Annotated in this window: 13 protein-coding genes; 6 read left to right on the top strand and 7 right to left on the bottom strand. The window is 50.6% G+C overall.

The window, feature by feature from the left end; all coding sequences use genetic code 11:
* Positions 1-168: 168 nt before the first annotated feature.
* The 4 genes from tig (Q2J39_RS01550) to Q2J39_RS01535 all read right to left on the bottom strand — a co-directional run bounded on the left by tig (Q2J39_RS01550) (position 169) and on the right by Q2J39_RS01535 (position 5,051).
* Complete coding sequence (tig, locus tag Q2J39_RS01550; RefSeq protein ID WP_288338921.1) at positions 169-1,395, bottom strand: trigger factor; 1,227 nt, start codon at positions 1,393-1,395, stop codon at positions 169-171.
* A gap of 613 nt (positions 1,396-2,008) precedes the next feature.
* Positions 2,009-2,494 (bottom strand): hypothetical protein, encoded by a 486-nt coding sequence (locus Q2J39_RS01545; protein WP_288338922.1) that lies wholly within the window; start codon positions 2,492-2,494, stop codon positions 2,009-2,011.
* A complete protein-coding gene (locus tag Q2J39_RS01540) occupies positions 2,440-4,827 on the bottom strand; it encodes a LamG-like jellyroll fold domain-containing protein (protein WP_288338951.1) in 2,388 nt (795 codons plus the stop codon). The genes Q2J39_RS01545 and Q2J39_RS01540 overlap by 55 nt, the downstream gene beginning before the upstream one ends.
* Positions 4,824-5,051 (bottom strand): hypothetical protein, encoded by a 228-nt coding sequence (locus tag Q2J39_RS01535; protein WP_288338923.1) that lies wholly within the window; start codon positions 5,049-5,051, stop codon positions 4,824-4,826. Before Q2J39_RS01535 ends, Q2J39_RS01540 begins: the two co-directional genes overlap by 4 nt.
* Positions 5,052-5,921: 870 nt before the next feature.
* Here Q2J39_RS01535 and Q2J39_RS01530 point away from each other — a divergent pair.
* The 6 genes from Q2J39_RS01530 to Q2J39_RS01505 all read left to right on the top strand — a co-directional run bounded on the left by Q2J39_RS01530 (position 5,922) and on the right by Q2J39_RS01505 (position 15,369).
* Complete coding sequence (locus Q2J39_RS01530; protein ID WP_288338924.1) at positions 5,922-6,551, top strand: hypothetical protein; 630 nt, start codon at positions 5,922-5,924, stop codon at positions 6,549-6,551.
* A 2-nt stretch (positions 6,552-6,553) separates the two neighbouring features.
* The gene (gene tig / locus Q2J39_RS01525) at positions 6,554-7,795 is read left to right on the top strand and encodes a trigger factor (RefSeq protein ID WP_288338925.1); all 1,242 of its coding nucleotides are present in this window, start codon (positions 6,554-6,556) and stop codon (positions 7,793-7,795) included.
* Between the two features lie 85 nt (positions 7,796-7,880).
* A complete protein-coding gene (gene lon / locus Q2J39_RS01520; protein WP_288338926.1) occupies positions 7,881-10,301 on the top strand; it encodes an endopeptidase La in 2,421 nt (806 codons plus the stop codon).
* Positions 10,302-10,306: 5 nt separating this feature from the next.
* A complete protein-coding gene (gene yihA / locus Q2J39_RS01515) occupies positions 10,307-10,909 on the top strand; it encodes a ribosome biogenesis GTP-binding protein YihA/YsxC (protein ID WP_288338952.1) in 603 nt (200 codons plus the stop codon).
* A gap of 344 nt (positions 10,910-11,253) precedes the next feature.
* The gene (locus tag Q2J39_RS01510; protein ID WP_288338927.1) at positions 11,254-12,690 is read left to right on the top strand and encodes a TIR domain-containing protein; all 1,437 of its coding nucleotides are present in this window, start codon (positions 11,254-11,256) and stop codon (positions 12,688-12,690) included.
* 57 nt (positions 12,691-12,747) lie between these two features.
* Positions 12,748-15,369 (top strand): tetratricopeptide repeat protein, encoded by a 2,622-nt coding sequence (locus tag Q2J39_RS01505; protein WP_288338928.1) that lies wholly within the window; start codon positions 12,748-12,750, stop codon positions 15,367-15,369.
* A gap of 414 nt (positions 15,370-15,783) precedes the next feature.
* On the opposite strand, the gene Q2J39_RS01500 is transcribed toward Q2J39_RS01505, so the two are convergent.
* The 3 genes from Q2J39_RS01500 to Q2J39_RS01490 are packed head-to-tail and all read right to left on the bottom strand — an operon-like array spanning position 15,784 to position 18,431.
* Entirely contained in the window at positions 15,784-17,037 is a 1,254-nt protein-coding gene (locus Q2J39_RS01500; RefSeq protein ID WP_288338929.1) for a zinc-binding dehydrogenase, read from the bottom strand.
* 3 nt (positions 17,038-17,040) lie between these two features.
* On the bottom strand, positions 17,041-17,964 hold the full coding sequence (gene pfkB, locus Q2J39_RS01495; RefSeq protein WP_288338930.1) for a 1-phosphofructokinase: 924 nt from the start codon (positions 17,962-17,964) through the stop codon (positions 17,041-17,043).
* Positions 17,961-18,431, bottom strand: coding sequence for a PTS sugar transporter subunit IIA (locus Q2J39_RS01490; protein ID WP_230267608.1), 471 nt, complete (start codon positions 18,429-18,431; stop codon positions 17,961-17,963). Before Q2J39_RS01490 ends, pfkB begins: the two co-directional genes overlap by 4 nt.
* Positions 18,432-18,486: the final 55 nt, after the last annotated feature.

The following is an 18,486-nucleotide window of genomic DNA, read 5'->3' as shown; positions in this document are numbered from 1 at the left end:
TTAGCGTATCTAATATTCAGTCTCGCGTATACCCGTCGATTGTTTGACACTTACTGTCCGAAACGGCCTGCCCGTTTATGAAATGATGAACATGAAAAAGCGGCTTCTGCCCGGCATCCTGGGATTGGATGCGGGCAGAAGTCGCTGATTTTTTTACTGGCGAGGAAACTAGTCTTTTTTGGTGTTGTTGGCTTTCAGGAATTCAAGCGTTTTGCGCTGAGTGATCTGCGCGGCTACGGCTTCCTGCGGGATGAACATTTTCAGCTGTTCAGGCGGGAAGTTGTAAACGGTCGAGAGCAGTTCGTACTCTTTGGCAAGATCCTTTTCGTCGGCACCGATCTGTTCGGCACTGGCGATGGCATCGAGAACGAGTGCGGAACGCAGTTCGTTTTCAGCTTCCGGTACCAGACGGGCACGGAATTCTTCCGCAGTCTGCTTGGACGCTTTCAGGAAGTCATCGAAGCTCATACCGTACTGTTTGAGCTGGTTTTCGTACTGTTCCATGTGCTGGGAAACCTGGGAGTCAATCATGGCTGCCGGGATGTCCATCTGCGCGCCTTCCGCTACGCGGGTGAGGATCGCCATGGCCAGACGGTTTTCTTCCTGTTCGGTTTTCATCTGGGTCAGTTCTTCACGGATCTTGGCTTTCAGCTCATCAACGGTGCTGCAGCCTTCGAGGTTCATCTTCTTGATGAATTCATCGTTGAGTTCCGGGACGATGGCTTTCTGAACGGATTTTACGGTGACTTTGAAGATAACCGGCTGTCCAGCCAGAGAGGCTTCAAAGTAGTCGGACGGGAAGACAACTTCTACGCTGCGCTCGTCGCCGGCTTTGACGCCGATCAGCTGATCTTCGAAGCCAGGGATGAAGGTGTGGCTTCCAAGAACCAGCGGATAATCGTTTGCGCTTCCGCCTTCGAAGGCGGCGCCGTCTTTTTCACCGACAAAGTCGATGACAACCTGATTTCCGTCTTCCGCAACCGCGTCTTCTGGGAGCGGTTCGAAGAGGTTCGTCTGGTTGATACGGCCCATAACGTTCTGGAGAACTTCTTCTTCCGATACGGTGATCGGCTGTTTTTCAAAGTTCAGTCCGGTATAGGCAGGGAGAGTCACTTCTGGAACGAGGGTGCAGGTCAGGGTAACCTGAACGTTGCCGTCGGCATCCGCTTCGGAAAGGAATGCAGGCTGGGTAGCCAGCTTGAGTGTGTGTTCCTTTGCGGCTTCGGTGAAGACTTTTCCGCCTTCCTGAGCCAGAGCGTATTCCTGGGCTACCGCTGGATCTTCGGATCCGGTGGCTTTTTTGGCAGCTTCGATATCGGCTTCGTATTCCGCTTTCGGAATGGTGAAGGTAATTACTGCCTCATTTTTCTTAGGATATTCAATTTTATAGTCCATGATATTCATCTTCCTTCTGTGTCCATTTTAACAAATTCACCATGAACCATGCGGGATTTGCCTGTTCCGGCCAGACTGTTCAGGGCGAGGGTCAAAAGGTATTCCAATACGGAATGGAAAAGCAAGCGAATCGGATGAAAACACAAAGCTAAAGCAGAAAAGGCGAAGAAAGAGGAATCCGATTCGGATGCCTTTTTCACAAAAACAGGCCGTAATCCGGGCAAAATGCGCCCGGGCTTCGGCCTGTCGACAATTTATGTGCGGTAAATGGAACGATTTCGATCGGTGAAACTTTGTGGACCCCATTTTCATCGAGGCGGCAGGAAGTGCAGGGCTCAGCGACAGTTTATTCTTCCTGGCCGGAAAGCGTTCGTGAAATCTGCAGATCGATCGCGTGTGAACGATCGATTTTGCGGATGTGGAATCTGGATCGGCCGGATTTTTTTCAAAAAATTCGAAGGATCCTTTTTGCCCGAATGTGTGAGATCTGAACACCGCAGCCCGAATATCTTTGTGATGTGCAGAAGAAATTTTGTTCTTTATGGAACTGGATTTGCGTATTTGGATTTACTTAGCTGTTTTGGATTCCGGCTTTTCGTATTTCGTTATGAAATCAGAAAAGACGTTTCGCGTCGGGAAGAAGACGCAGATGGAGAATCGATGCATGCAGGGCTTTGACCTGCGCATCAATATCTTCCTGCGTCATCGCTTCTGCGGATGCCTCATCGACAGACGCGATCATCTCATCCGCGGATTCCAGAACGTCTTCCATCGTCTGCCAGCCGGCGGACTGGAACTGCGCCTTGGCGTATCCGTGCGCCTTTTGCGAAAGGAAGCGCAGGGTATCCAGATTCAGCGTCAGGACAGGCAGAAGTTCGAGGGCATCGATCGCGTTCTGCAGATTGGTGCAGGCGTTTGCGATGGAGGATTGGCTGAGGGATTCAAGATTTGTCTGGAGCGCTTTGGCTTCGTTCAGGGCGGACGTCAGGTTCGTAAGTGACTCTTCTGTATACAGCTTGGAATCGACAGCTTCTGCGGTTTCGATCAGCGTATCCAGTGCAGCTGATCGCCTTTGAGAGCGACGAGTTCGAGTGCGCAATCCAGACGGGATTTGGATGTATTGACCTGTTCCTGCGCGGCGTTCTCGTTTACCAGCAGGGCTTTTACTTTACTTAAAGCGGCTTCAAATTCCGATACAATCGTTTGGGGCAGACTGTTAAGATCGCCGGCTTCCTGTTTCGCTTCGGCCGTATTTACCGCCGTCTGCAGAGCGCTTCGATCGACTTTGACTTTGAGACCGTCGATAGCGGTCTGCAGGGAAGTCGAAGCGGCAGTGATGTTTTCCTGATTCAGACGGCTCAGATCCGCTTTAAGAGCTTTTGCCTGCGACACCGCTGTGGTAAGTGCGGAAACGGAGGCTTCGGTATATTTGTCGGAATCGATGGCTTCGGCTTTGGCGATCAGCGCGTTGAGCGCGCTCAGATCGTCTTTTAACGCCGCCAGATCGAGGACGTGATCGACACGGACTTTGGATGCATCGATCTGCTCCTGCGTGGCGCTTTCATCTTTTAACAGGACATTGGCTTCGGTTAAGGCTGCATTGAATTCGGCGACGATGTTTTCTTCAAGACCTTCGAGTCCGCCGGCGGTCTGCAGGGCAGCAGCGGTATCAACGGAAGCCTGAAGCTTGCTTCGGTCAGCGGGAACGGCTTCTTCAAGTTCTGCGAACGCGGCAAGGTACTTTTTCTGGAGGACGTTGATGGCCTGACGCGCAGCAGCGCCAAAGTTTCCGTACGTCCTGGCCTGAATTTCTTCAGCCTGACTCTGGTACTCCTGAAGCGCTGGATACGCTTTGTTCCAGGAGTCGGCGGTGTAGTCTTTTTCGTTCAGTGCTTTGGTGCGGGCCAAAAGAGAAGGCAGTGTGTTGAGTTCGACGATGACATCGTAATCGGGCATCCATTCTTTCGTATTGTGGTTTCTTGCACGGAATACGACTTCCGTATCGTAAACATACACTTCATAGCCCAGGCCTTTGCCGGTAAAGACAGGAACATCGACAAGGGTTCCCCAGACGGAGTCCATGATTTCCGCTGTGCCAAACGGGTTATGAATATGACCGGTGATGAGAATCGTTTCGGGATGTTTAGCCAGGATGGTTTTCATGGCTTCATCCTGATCGCCGAATCCGTTGTAGTTCATCGAACCGGAGTGGGTATAGTTGAGTGCCTGATGGATCATGATGAAAGCGGGGCGGGAAAGCGACTCGTCTTCGCTCAGTTTTTCATCGAGCCAGTCGAGCTGTTCCTGCGAGAGCCACGCCATATCCTTCGGCGAGTTTTCAGAGTTGAGAACAATGAAGTGATAGCCGTCGATCCATTGATCGTAGTAGAGCTTGTCGTCATTTTCGCCCATATATCTGGCGTTGTTTTCCAGATAGCTGGCGGAAATGATCGGGAAATGGGCGTTTACGCCGCCTGGACTGTCTTCCCACTGTGATGACGTCGGTCCGCGCATTTCGTGGTTGCCCATGGCGACCAGAACGCCTTCGGTTTTCTCGCTCAGACCGGCCTCAAGCCGGTCGTAGAAACTCGTCATCTGTTCTGGCGTGCCGCTCTGTGTCAGATCCCCGGCCAGAAGGATCGCTTTGGCTTCGGGGTTGATCGTATTCATGTCGGCGAGCGCTTCGGAGAAAGTATTCAGAGACGCTTCACTGGACGTATGAAGGTCGGAGACGACGTGGAAGCTCAACTTAGCCGGCGTACCTTCCATGAACGTGTCATATTCCTTTAACAGCGCGTCATAAATGGCCTGCCGATCGGCACCTTCAGCTTTCATGTCTTCGCGCGCTTTAGCGAGGGACGCTTTCATTGTTTCGATAGCGTCAGGGGTGTAGCGTTCGCCCGCGGTCATCAGATCGATCGGCCGGTCGATGCGCTCCAGCTCCAGATCCATTAAATACGTATTGGCGGATGCGGCAATTTCCTCGGCGCTCAGCGCACGGCGGCTGACACTGAATTCATCGATCCACGCGTCGTCTACCGCCAGGAACTTCGTGCCGTCGGATTTGTTCGAGGCACCGATCAAAAAGTCGGACGAATCGATTGTTCCATGGTGGGCGGCAATCGATTTGGGCGCTTCCGCCTGCTTGCCGTCGATGTAGTACGTCATCGTTTTGGCACGGCCGCGGTCGATCACGGCGGCAATGTGGTGCCAGGTGCCGTCGGTCGGCGTCGTGATGCGGCTTGAATCCGTACGCGAACCGCCCGGTGTCTGGAAGTTGAGCGTGACGCCGTTGACCATATCGCCGATGGTAAAGCCGGGATTCGATCCGGAAACCCATTCCTTGTTGCCGACGATGCAACCTTCGGTCTGAGAATCGGCCGACGCCTTGTACCAGAACTGAACGGTAAAACTGCCGGTTCCAAATTTCAGATCATCCGGCTGACCAAAGTTGATATACTGTTTCGCTTCATCGGTGCGTTCGGTCGAGTTGACGAGATGGATGGCTTTTCCAAGTTTTCCCTTGCCGTATTCCGGGGAGCCGACAACGGTTCCGTTGTTTTCGCCGCCGCTTCGTCCTTGGCGCTTTCCTGATCGAAGCTGACGGAAAGCACCGGCTTCGGGGCGGTTTCTTCCGCGGCCAGGACACAGGTCATGTCCGGCGCAGCCTACAGGACGGACAGACCAAGCGAGGTGCTGAGCGTCAGCACAAACAGACTGTTCATTTTTCTGTAAATCATGCTGAACCTTTCTTAGATTTTCTCTTTAATCCTTATTTTTTGTTTGTGCGGCATACGTTTGGCTGCACGCAGGAAGAGGCGAAAAAAAGACGCTTCTTCCAGACCGCCCGTCCGATCGAAGCGGGGGAGATTCGATCAAACGATGGAGCGATCCATTTCTGGCCCGTGCAGTTTCTCTCCTTTCTGCCTGCACTGGTTTGTGCCAGAATTGCTGATAACCCTTACATCCTTAATTTTATAGAAGGAGCGATTTTTGAATCCAAGCGTATTGTTCAGGGGTCAGAATTTCAGTCCGGTTTGTACGAAATCTTTTGAATTGACGAAATCGGATACAAAAAAACGGCTTTTCAGGTGAGAAATGCCGATTGATGAAAAATTTCAGTGAAATGCGCAATATGACCAGACCAGCGGAAAGGCCTCAAAAAGTCAGAGCAGGCCTGTTCGCGATACAGAGCCTTCATCCGCCCGATCAGAAATTCACCCCTTTAAAAAATTCACCCCTTTAAAAAGGATACGGTTCTTTCCTGCCAGAATGAGACTGCGTCCTGAACCGGAAGCTTTAGGGAATGCCGTAAGAAAGGGTTTAGAGTGTTCAGGAAGCCTCTGCATCGTCTGTACTTTTCAAAACGGATTGCCCGCATATGCACCCGCTAAGATTTAGCGGCGTCAGGACTGATAAATACAGCTTTATTTTGAAATTTGTTACAATGATTGAGGCTTGTGAAATGGAAGAATGGTTGTCATGAACACGACCGCTTCTGTATAATTTTCAGGCTCGGAGGCAGTATGAACCGAAAGGACAGCACATTGGAATTGAATCCCCGTCTTGCGGATTCCGTAAATGATCCCGCAAGTAACAATAAACAGAACCCGGACGAAATGGCCAGCGTTCTCAGGCTGATCCATGGATCCGAATCGGATCAGGAAAAAGCCGTTTCGCTTCTTTGTACGATGGATCTGAATGCCTGTCATGACGCATGTCAGCAGCTGCTTTCGAGTCCAGTGCTTCTGCAGGAATTTAAAGGCGAACTGATTCTGGCTTTGATCCGACAGAAAACAGATTCTCTGTTTACAATGGAAAAAGACAACGTCAGTTATCGGTTTAACCCATCCCTTTTAAATGACCCCGATAAAACGTCGATCATTTTGCAGACCAGAGACTGGCTGGAAACGATGCTGGAAGGAAATCGAACGTTCGGCGCCCGATTTGCTTATCAGCTTCTGGACCAGGAAATCCTGGAAATGCTCCCCAATGATTTTGAGGGCTATGATCCAAAGCGTCTGGCCGGATCCATTATCCGGCTTGTCTGCAGGGAGATGAACGACGAGGCCGGTCTGGAAGCGATGGAAAAGAAGTATTATCCCGACGGTCTCAAGCCGTACCCGCTGCGTATAGAAACGAGAGGAAAATTTTGAGTATGAAGACAAATTCCGTAAAAAACGATAACAATACCGTTACCGTTACCGCCACATTTGACCAGGCTGAGTGGCAGAAAGAATGCAAAGCCGCTCTGAAAAACCTGGCCGGCCGTGCCCAGATCAAAGGCTTCCGTAATGGACGCGTACCAGCTGCCATGATCAAAAAAGTCTATGGCGAAGCTGCCATCGAAGAAACAGCAGCAGAGAAAATGAGCCGTCAGCATCTCGATGCGATCATTGAAGAAGCCGACGTAGAACCAATCGACCGCATTTCCTTTGACGGTTTCGAAGTGAACGATGAAGGCGTTGCGCTCACCTTTACCGTACCTGTAGCTCCAGAAGCCAAACTCGGTCAGTGGAAAAACCTCGGCATTAAAAAGGACGAAGTGACCGTTACCGACGAAGACGTAGAAAACGCCATTAAGGACCGTCAGAAAAAAGCCGCAGAAAGCGAACTCGTTGAAGACGGTGCCATTGAAGAAGGCGACGATGTTGCCGTAACCGTTAAAGACGGCGACTCCGAAGTGAAAAAACAGCTCGTTATCGGTGCCGGCGCAGACAAAACCGTTGAAGACGCTCTGCTTGGCATGAAGACCGGTGAAGAAAAAGACGTAGAAAACACCGATGCAGAAGGAAACGTAACGACGCTCCACCTGACTGTCGGCGACGTATTCCGCGACAAGCTTCCGTTGGTGAACGATGAATTCGCCAAAGCGCAGGAAGATCTGGACAAGCCGGAAACCGTTGACGCGATGAAAGAAACTCTGCGCACACGCATGCAGGAAGCACGTGAAAACGCAGCGGAAGAAAAATTCATCGGCGAACTGCTCAAAGCCGTTGGCGAAAAAGCCGATGTAGAAATTCCGGAATCCATGATCCGCAATGAAACCAACTACCAGATCAACCGTCTGGCCAGCCAGTTCGGCAATATGGACAACTTCATGAACTTCCTCTCGCAGGCAGGCATTGAACCGTCCGCTCTTGCCGGCCAGTTCTACGAAGAGTCCAGAATGCGCGTTCTGAACACGCTCGTTCTTGACGCGATCGCCCGTGAAGCCGGTCTGGAAGTAACCGATGAGGAAGTTGATGCCGAAATCGAAGACTTCGCAAAAGCCAACAACGCGAAGGTGGAAGCCATCCTCAAAAACGTAAACCGTGAAGAAGTAAAACATTCTCTTCTGCACGACAAGGCAGTTGAAGCTCTCGAAGCCGCACAGGGCGAAGAAGCAGCAGCTGAATAACAGGCATTTATTTAAGATAAAAAAAAGACGCTTGTGCGTCTTTTTTGCCCATATATGGGCCGTAACAGACAGGAGGTATACTTGAATGAATTCCAAGACATATCCCATTATCTGCACTCGCGGCGTAGTTGTATTCCCTGGTCAGGAAATCGTCATTGACGTCGGCCGGGAATCCAGCATCCGCGCGATTGATAACGCACAGGGAAACTACAGCGGCCAGATCTGCATGTTCTCACAGATCAAGAATGATATTGACGCTCCCACCGAAGACGATATCCACAAAGTGGGTACCCTCTGCTGGATCCGTCATGCTCGTCGTTTCGACCGTTTCGTCCGCGTGAAATTTCAGGGTATTGAACGGGTAAAGCTTGAAAGCTTTGAAGAAGGCGCCTTGTCTGATCTTTGCGAAGTCGAAGTTCTCGAATCCGAAAGAGCAGATGAAACGGAAGAAACCGTTCTGATGCGGATGATTAAAGAGTCCCTGGAAGGGATGAAAACAGGCGAAAAGTTCATGTCCAAAGAACTCCTGCTCGACCTTTCCAAAGGAATCACGCCGGAAAATCTGACCAACAAGGCGGCCCAGATTTTCCCGCTTTCCATCGAACGGAAACAGAAGTATCTCGAAACAACCAGCATTAACGCCAGACTGTACATGCTTAAAGAAGACATTGAGCAGGAAAAGTATCTGGCGGAAGTAGAAAAAATGATCAACGAAACCGTCAAGGAACGTATTGATCAGAACCAGAAGGACTTCTTCCTTCGCGAGAAAATCGCGGCGATGCAGGAACAGCTTTCCGACGGACCGTCCATCGGCAAGGAAGGCCAGGAAATCCGCAAGCGCCTGGAAGACAATCCGTATCCGGAAAACATTCGCAAGAAAGTTCTCGAAGAACTCGACCGCTACGAAACGCTGCCGGCAGCCAGCGGCGAGACCGGCATCATCAAGACGTACATTGACTGGCTCATGAATCTGCCCTGGTGGCAGACGACCACGGACAACGAAGACCTCGATCAGGTCGAAGCGGTCCTGGAAGAAGACCATTACGGTCTGGAAAAAGTCAAGGAACGTATTCTGGAGTATCTCGCCGTGAAGCAGAACACCCAGTCTCTGAAAGCGCCGATCCTCTGCCTCGCAGGCCCTCCTGGAGTCGGCAAGACGTCTCTGGCCAAATCGATTGCCCGCGCGCTGGGCCGTCATTTCGTCAAGATGTCCCTTGGCGGCGTGCGCGATGAAGCGGAAATCCGCGGTCATCGCCGTACGTACATCGGTGCGCTTCCTGGCCGTGTCATTGAAGGCATGAAAAAAGCCGAAGTCATCAACCCGGTTTTCCTGATTGATGAAATCGACAAGATGGCTTCCGACTACAAAGGCGACCCGTCTTCGGCCATGCTGGAAGTACTGGACCCCGAACAGAACGCGCTGTTCTCCGATCACTACATCGAAGAGCCGTACGACCTGTCCAAAGTTCTCTTTATCGCTACCGCAAACTACCTCGAAAACATCCCGGCCGCTCTGAAAGACCGTCTGGAAATCATTGAGATTTCGTCCTATACCGATGTGGAAAAAATCCAGATCGCCAAGCGTCATCTCGTGCCCAGACAGCTCGAAGAAAACGGTCTGAAACCGGAACAGTTCGAAATCAGCGATGCCATGATCCTCTATCTGATTCGCTACTACACAAGAGAAGCCGGCGTTCGTCAGCTCGAACGTACCCTCGGCTCTCTGGCCCGCAAAGCCGTCCTCGGCATTCTGCGCAAGAAATTCGACAAGGTTGTGATCGACAAGGATCTCATCCACGAATGGCTTGGCAATGAGAAAGTCGACTATGGCAAGCGCGAAGAGGAAGATCAGGTCGGCACCGTTACCGGACTGGCCTACACGTCCTTTGGCGGCGACATCCTTCAGATTGAAGCCAATAAGTTCGAAGGCAAGGGAAACCTGATCCTGACCGGACAGCTTGGCGATGTCATGAAGGAATCCGCGTCCATCGCGCTCGACTACGTGCGTGCCAATGCCGATCGCTACGGCATAGACGGAGAACTGTTCGCCAAAAACGACATTCATCTGCACGTACCGGAAGGCGCCGTACCAAAAGACGGACCTTCGGCTGGCGTAACGATGACGACTGCTCTGACCTCGCTGATGACCGGCATCCCGGTGAAATCCAATCTGGCGATGACCGGTGAAGTGACCCTGCGCGGACACGTTCTGCCGATCGGCGGACTGAAAGAGAAATCCCTGGCCGCCTACCGCAGCGGAATTACCAGCATCCTCATTCCAAAAATGAATGAAAAGGATCTGGAAGACATTCCGGAAGAAGTGCGTAAAGCCGTAACCTTCACGCCGGTAGCTACCGTAGATGAAGTTCTCGCCAACGCGCTCACCAAACCGCTCAAGGCGAAAAAGAAAACGCGTACCCGAAAAGCCAAGACGAATCCAGAAACCGCAGCACTTCCTGCTGCAGCTGCAGGACAGCCTGCAGTTCAGGCAGGTGACGCAGCTTGAAACAGCTGAACAGCTCCTTTCTCGTCTCCGCTTCCGGCAAGGACAACTGGCCGGACAGCGATCTGCCGGAAATCGTCGTTGTCGGCCGTTCTAACGTCGGCAAGAGCAGTTTCATTAACGCGCTTACTGGTCGCAAGAAGCTGGCGTACGTCGGTTCCACCCCCGGCAAAACTCAGTTGATCAACTTCTTTGATATTGACGGACAGTGGGCGCTGGTCGATGTCCCAGGCTATGGCTATGCGAAGCTCTCACAGGCCCAGCTGCGCCAGATGGGCAGGATGATGGACGATTACTTCGGAGAACGCAAACAGATCGCCGGCGTTGTCTGCCTGGTCGATGCCCGTCATGCGCCTAGCGCAGACGATCTGGACATGATCGACTACTTTAAGCAGACCGGCCGCAGGATCATTATCGGGGCTACCAAAATCGATAAGGTCCCTAAGACAAAACGACAGGCCGCTCTGAAAGTCATCTCGCGCGATCTGCAGATTCCGATGAAATCCATCTATCCGATCTCTTCGGTAGAAAAGAGCGGATTTGACGAGATTTATCAGGCGATCCTCGGCCTGCTTGGCCAGAAGGCAGAAGCAGCCGGCGAAAACGCCTAGCTTTCCAATCCATGAAACAAGCGAACCGCACAGGGAAAATGAAATTCCCTATGCGGTTTTTTTGTGCAGCAAACGATTAGGAACGTTACTTTTTTATAACACGTTTATTGAAGAAAATAATCCATCCTGTTCCGACTGCCTTTTTCTTCTATACTCATAAATGCAGGGGAAAGCGCTTACATTTGCGTGAACATCCAGGACGGTCATCGGTGCAATCCTTGAGATATCTTCCTTATCTCAAGCAAAAAACAATCCTGAAAATATGAATGGATAAACACATGGCTTCAACAGGTATCGAATCAGGCTGTCCTTATTTCTGACGAACCAGAAAAGGAGGAAAGAAAATGAAACTGAAAATCATAACCCCAGACAACGGAAATTTTCAAACACGACCCAAGGTGCTTCTTATCTCTTCCGAATCCGAACAGATCGACCAGCGGATTGTTCAAAGCGTATTTTCAAGCGTTTACTGCTCGATTCTGATGCTCGACGGAAACATCGAGGAAATGACTGAGACTGACATGGAACAGCTTGAAAACGTATTTCTGGCTGTCGTACCCGTTACCGCATCGCTGCTCCAGAAGCAGTCCTTCCTGAAAGACAATTTATTGCCTTTTCTTGACCGAAATAAGCTTCCTGCACTTCCCATATTAAGCGATTCGAGCCTTATTGACGACTATGCGGAAGTGTTTGGAGATCTTCAGTTTATTGAGCTGGAACCCAATCTGCTCAAGGGAAAGACGCTGGAAGGGAAAATGGAGGAATATCTGGATAAGATGTTTGTCAGTCTGGATGTTATTGAAAAGATCCAGTCTTCCTTCCGGCTTCATCTTTTTATAAGCTACCGGAAAAAAGACTGGCAGTACGCACAGAACCTCATGGGATACCTTCAGTCTCTGGAAACGTCATGGGATGTCGCGTTATGGTATGACGATTATCTGATCCCTGGTGAAGATTTTAATCAGGTGATCAAAGAGAATCTGGAAAAGAGTGAAGTTTTCACACTGCTGGTAACCCCGGCACTGGAAGAAGAAAACTATATCAGTAAACAGGAATACCCTTTGGCTCTGGATGCGAAAAAAACGATAATTCCAATCGAAATGGAATCAGCGGATTCAGAAAAGCTCGCCCGTCTCTATAAGGATCTTCCGGAAATTCGTTCGGTGAGTGACCCCGTTTTACGCAAACGACTGAACCGGCTTCTCCAGTCCGATACTTCATTCGATGGCAGCGATCCCTCAAAGCTTTATTATCTCGGGCTGGCACTTCTCAAAGGAATCAATAAAAAAAGAAACGGTGAAAAGGCAGAAATGCTGATCGGACAGGCTGCCGAAAAAGGCTATATTGAAGCGTTCAAAAAATTGTCGGAAATGTATTTCTCTGGCGATGGAGTCCGCCGAAATTATCGGACCGCTTTAACGTACGCTAAACGATACCTTTTCAGGTGTGCTGAACAGTTTGCGAACAGGAGGGACCAGGAGCATGCCCTGCAGCTTTACCTTGCGCTAAAGGGATACCTTCAGGATCTGATCCATCTTGGGCTGTACAAAGAAGCGGAGAAGGAAGTAAACGACTCCCTGCTTCCGATTATGCAGGCGTTAAAAGAGAGCCAGTTTGATGTATATCCTTTAACCGTTCTTCTGTTTTCCACTCTCGGCCAGGTCAAAGAAGCGCAGGGAAAATATGAAGAAGCATTACGCGCTTACCGCTCTCTTACCAATATTCTGGCAGATCGCCTCGAAGAGAGTGTCGAACTGCTGGATGTCTACTGGAAAGCCTGATACGACAGGATCTCCATCCTGCAAAAGCAGAATCATCTCAGTGAAGCCAGAAGAACTTTGAATGCATTCAAAAAGACGCTGAACGACAGCACTGGCGCGGATGTATACAGTACTCGATTGAAATGGGAAGCGTACTTAACGGGTCTTGAAGCGACATTGCTGTGTGAAGAAAAGGATATGGATGGGGTTTCCAATCTGCTGAAGAAAATTGAGGACATGATCCAAAACAGCACCACTGGATACGCCTTCTGCAAAGAATACTTAGAAAAAACAGATTTGATGCTGAAGGCCTGGCTGTCCAGGGAACAGGAAGACTATGTGCAGTCGGCTCGAACCTTACGACAGCTGGAAAAAATTCTGCTTGACAAAGGCGCTTACCTTTCGCCGTCCGATCAAAGCAGTCTGGCTCATATATACAGGCTGATGGGCGAGAATTATATGCGCCTGAACAAACCGGCCTGTGCGCGCTCTTATTTTGAAAAAGCCATAAAAAGAATCTCTGACATTCAAAACAGGACGCGAGATGACAATCTGGAAATGATTCTTTGTTTATACGGGCTTGGAGAAAGCCATTCTCTTACCGGTTCAGAAAAACAGGCCAAAAGCTGTTATCAGATGGCCCTGCTGAAAATGCAGGACTGCACGGTAGAGAAGAACCAGCTGAACAAAGACAAAATAGATTCGGAAAAAGTTTCCATGCGCTTTCCAGAAGCGGCAGCTTCGATTCGAAAAGCGGGTCTGTTCTTTGAACGTCAAAGGGATCCAGAACGGGCGATTCAGTTTTATAGAGAGGCTTTGAATCAGCTGAATGCCTTTCCTGCAAATTCCGATCATCCCGATTCTCTGGAAAATGTACTGGAGAGCGATATGGGACGCATCTTTTATGGCTCAGGAGACCTTGAAACGGCGCTGGGCCATTTCGAAAAAAGCGTTCAGTCCGCACGGAAAGACTACGACTTGCGACGCGATGATCTTTCGCTTCAGAATCTGTTCACAGCCTTGAGCAACGCAGCCCTATGCGCTCTGCAATCGGGCGATCACATAAGAGCTTTGAAGCATTTTGTAAGCTGGTGGAAGATTCGGTCCGTCTTGTCTGCAGAGGACTGTGCCAGTTGCGATACCCTTTTGCAGGACGAGATGATTTTGAAAAATATTGCGGATCTGTATCCTCAGCAGGAGGATGAAGAAAGCGAAGCTGTATACCGCAGGATTCTTTTAAAACGGCTCCAGAAGCTTTATAAACTGGATCCGGATCCCGATACACGCACTCGACTGGAAAATTGCGCCATACGAATCATAACCATCTGTCAGCACCAGAATATTGCGCAGGCGGAGCCTGAACTTGAATTTCTGATTCCTAGGATTGAAGAGGATCTGGAAGAGGAGAACTCTACGGAACTCACGCTTTTCCTTGCCATTCTGAAATATCAGTATGGACAGGTTTTATATATTCAGGACAGGGATTCTGAAGCGCTTCGAGTTTTATATGAGGCCAGCGCGCTGTTTGAAAAAACTTCGGACACAGCGGAATATGAGGACTATCGTTTCCGTCATTATTCTCTTCTTGTACTGGCCGGAAGAAGCTGCATGAATCTGAAGGATTATGAGCAGGCAAAAAATGTTCTGCTGGAAGATTCCGCTCTGGTAGAAAAGGATATCTTTCGTTTTTATGGACGCAGCCCGGAAAACGACGAATACACCTGGGAAAACTGCTGCATCGTTAATGGATATCTTGCGAAGGCTCTGATTCCGTTAGAAGCGTATGATCTGCTCTGTTCGAAAACACAGAGAGTAATCGATCTGTTCTGCCAGATCGGAAATCTGGAGAATGAAAATGATTTTTCAGAAGTCCTTGGTTTCGTCGATACGATCGTTGATCATCTCGAATCCGCACCGCTGGAATACCAGCTCAGAGTTTCCGGGATCGGTATTGAACTGATCCTTGGAAAACTCAGGAAAGCATGGAACTCGGATGTGTTTAAAAAACTCAAACAGAGGCTTTCCTTCCCATTCAGAAAAGCAAAAGCAGCGGCATGGAAATCGGGATTGTTTGCGGTTTATCAAGAACAGATGGAGATTTTCGACAGCCTTTACGAAAGGTATGGTCTCCCTGTAATTCAGGCAGAACGGGGGAAAGCCGCATATCTGGCTGGCAGCTGTTTTTTCGATCTGCACGAATTTGAAATCGCGGTCCAGATTTTCAATGAAGTTCTTGAAGGTTTTCAAAATCTGTATTTAACGGAAAACGGACTTTCAAAACAATATCTGGAAGCCTGGATGAATACGTATGACCGTCTGGGGGATATGTATTCAAGAACCGGGGAATGGCAGAATGCCGAAGCTTCTTATCATCATGCTATTCAACTGGCCAGAAAAAAGCTTCAGTGCGAACATGCGGATGTTTTCGACGAGAGGGATCTAGGGATTACGGAACTTCATTATGGAATCTCGCTGGCTGAACAAAACTATGTTCAGGAAGCGCTTTCGATATTCACCAGACTGCAGCCCAGATTTCAGGCTCTGGCCGAGAGAAAGAAGCAGCGTTTATATTATCGGGATCTGGACAATCTCAATTACTGGCTGTCCCTCATCTGTAAAAAAGCCGGACTGAGGGAGGTTTCAAATACGAAGGATCCAGTTTCGTCTGAGGATCCAAAAGCCTCTGCCTCTAAAAAATAGCGGATCTGGCGAGATGGATCAGGCGATCCCCGGTCTTCTGGGTAGGAAACCAGAAACTGCCGACGCAAACGCCAGACGCTCCATTCCATAAATCCAATAAACCGCACAGGGAAAATAAAAGGCCTTATGCGGTTTTCTTTTGCGGGTTATAAAACGGGAAATTCCGTTTTAGAAAAATTGGGAACGGCGTATGGGGTGTACATCCAAAATAGCGAAGACGGTGAAAATTCGCATCACGAACCTGCAGAAAACACCCCTGCCGGATGGATGAAGGCGGGGTGCTGTACAAAGGAGACAGAAAGGATACAGATGAAGAGGTACAGATTTAGAAAGGAATGAGGAAGATAGGATCGGATGGGGCGAAATCCGGTCCGTTTATTTCCTCAGGCTCTGTCACTTCAAGGTGCGGGCGAATTATTCACCGAAGTGTTCCAGAAGCATTTTTTCGGCTTTGGCCGACCAGAGTCCGCGGTTGGCTTTGCAGACTTTGTCGAGCTCGTAGAAGAACGGATCCTGCTTGCCGAGGCTGGCCAGATCGTCGATCGCGGTCATCGGCATGTCGATGTGGGTGTAGACGAGCTTTTTGCCGCCAGGTATGTTTGGCAGATCCTTGGTAACGTCTACAGCGGAAGCGAGACCGCCAACGTGGGTGATCATGACCGCGGAATCGATGCGTCCGTCGGCGTTCTTTTCGATGGCTTCTTTCATGTCATCGATGGTACCGCCGGTCGAGCCGATGATTTTGGTACGGGAGTAGTGGCTGTCGTACAGGTTGCAGGTGGCGGAGAACTTCGGATCGGTCGGGCCGGCGAAGAGGTTCATGCAGCCGTCGTAGGCGAGCAGGCGGTTACCCATTTCGCATACAGCCGGGTTTGGAATGTAGACGAAGACATCGTCGTAGCCTTTGCCGCCGGTGATGTCGCGCAGTTCTTTTTCGGCATCTTCCATTTTGGCGGTGTTTACGTAAATGAGTTCAACGCCGTTTCTGGCAGCTTCTTCTTCGCTGATGACTTCTCTGGCACGGTGAATGCGATCATCGCTGATTTCCGTAACCACGATGCGTTTTGGCTTGTTTTCAAAGGTCAGGCCATAGGAGATGGCGCCAAGACCCATCGGGCCGCATCCGCCAAGGATCAGGATATCGCCGCCTTCTTTCGTACCCATTACGTGCTGGTACGTGCCAGGAATCGTGTGGTAGTTGGTGTGATAGCCGCCGATGCAGCAGGAAACGGGTTCGGCTACTGAACTGGCGAAGTAGGCGTCGCCATCGTACGTCCAGAGGCATCCGGATTCAATGATGTGGTTGGGGAAAATGCAGTATTCGGTGTCGCCGCCGCAGTAACGGTAGGAGTATCCCGGGGATTCCATCTGACCGGGGATGGCCGGCTGCTGCGCGAATTTCTGACCGGGCTTGAACTGGTTCTGCCATTTCTTGCCGACTTTCACGATGTCGCCGGCGAATTCGTGGCCGATGATGATCGGGTTGTCGTATACGTCGTTTGGTACGCGTTTATGTTTCGCACCCTGTTTTACGGTTTTCCAGGTGGACATGCAGATGGAGTCGGATACGACTTTTACCAGGATTTCGTCATCCTGAATTTCCGGCAGTTCAAATTCGTCAAGACGGATGTCGTCTACGCCATACAGGCGGATCGCTTTTGTTTTCATGATTTAGATCTCCTTCCAGGTTACTTCCTGTTTCAGTGTTTCTACGGTTGCTGCATCAGCGGGCTGCGTGCCTTCGGTCATGCAGGCGCCGGCGGACATGGCAACCGCCAGCGTGATGGTGTCTTCCAGATTCATTTCATGCTCCAGGCTGTAAGCCAGGGCAGCGACCATCGCGTCTCCAGCGCCGACGGCGGACTGGAACGGGATTTTCAGTGCCGGAGCCTGAAGCGCGCGGTCTCTGGTTACGAAGAGGCTTCCTTCAATGCCCATCGAGATAACGACCAGCCTGACGCCTTCGTTTATGAACGTTCTGGCCAGTTCGATCATGGTTTGAGCGTCCATGTCTTCTTCGCGCTTTCCAAAGTACTGGGCGAGTTCGAAGCGGTTGGGCTTGATAATGTCCGGATGGGCCTGAATCCCTTCCTTAAAGAGTCCGCCGTCCGCGTCGAGAATGACCTGCAGGCCGCTTGCGTGCGCTTTTTCGGTCAGCGTGCGGTAAATGTCTTTGGGAACGCCCGGTCCGGTGTTGCCGCAAAGAACGAGAATGCCCTCGCGATCCGAAAGCTGATCGATCAGCTTGTCGAGATCGTCTTTGGTGCACATCGGTCCGGCTTCGTTGAGCTCAGTCAGGTTCATTTGGGCGTCGAGCACTTTCAGATTGGTTCGTGTGCTGCCTTCGATCTGGACGAAGACGTGATCGATGCCGAGATCGTCGAGACGGTCTTCAATGAACTTGCCGGCCGATCCGGCCAGAAAGCCGGTGGCAATGCTGTCCTGGCCGATCGCCTTGAGCGTCTTGGAGACATTGATGCCTTTTCCGCCTGCGTCCTGACGGACGTTCTCAAGGCGGTTGAGGCCGCCGGCGATCAGCTGCGGAACCTGTGCGGTTTTATCGATCGCCGGATTGAAGGTAACGGTGGTAATCATGCAGCCTCCATGGTCATGATCCTGTGGATCAGATCGGGATCGCCCGCAACGACTTTTTCAACCATCTCCATGTCACCTAAGCGCTCGGCGATGTTCTGCAGGATAGTGATGTGCTCATCGGTTGTGGCGGCGATGCCGATGACGATGCGGGCCCGGCTGCCGGCCCATTCCACACCGTCGGGATACACCTGGATGGCCAGACCGGTTTTCTTCACGCAGTCTTTTACTTCGTATTCGCCGTGCGGAATAGCGATGTCGTTGCCAATGTAGGTGGTCAGAGAATGATCGCGGTTGAGCATGCCCTGAATGTAGCCTTCGGAAATGTAGCCGGCATCGAGCAGCATCTGGCCGACGGAGACGATGGCTTCATCGCTGGTTGCGGCTTTGCATCCGGTGCGGATGTTTTCCTTACTGAGGATTTCGTTTTTGGGTTCTTCGGCTTTCTTTTTCTTAAAAAACAGTGCCATGAGAGGGCTCCTTTCTGATTCCTGTGCGGAATGTTCGATGGATCGGTACGATCCG

This window comes from uncultured Allobaculum sp., assembly GCF_948576815.1.
GTDB lineage: Bacteria > Bacillota_I > Bacilli_A > Erysipelotrichales > Erysipelotrichaceae > Allobaculum > Allobaculum fili.
This window is presented reverse-complemented; position numbering and strand designations above follow the sequence as displayed.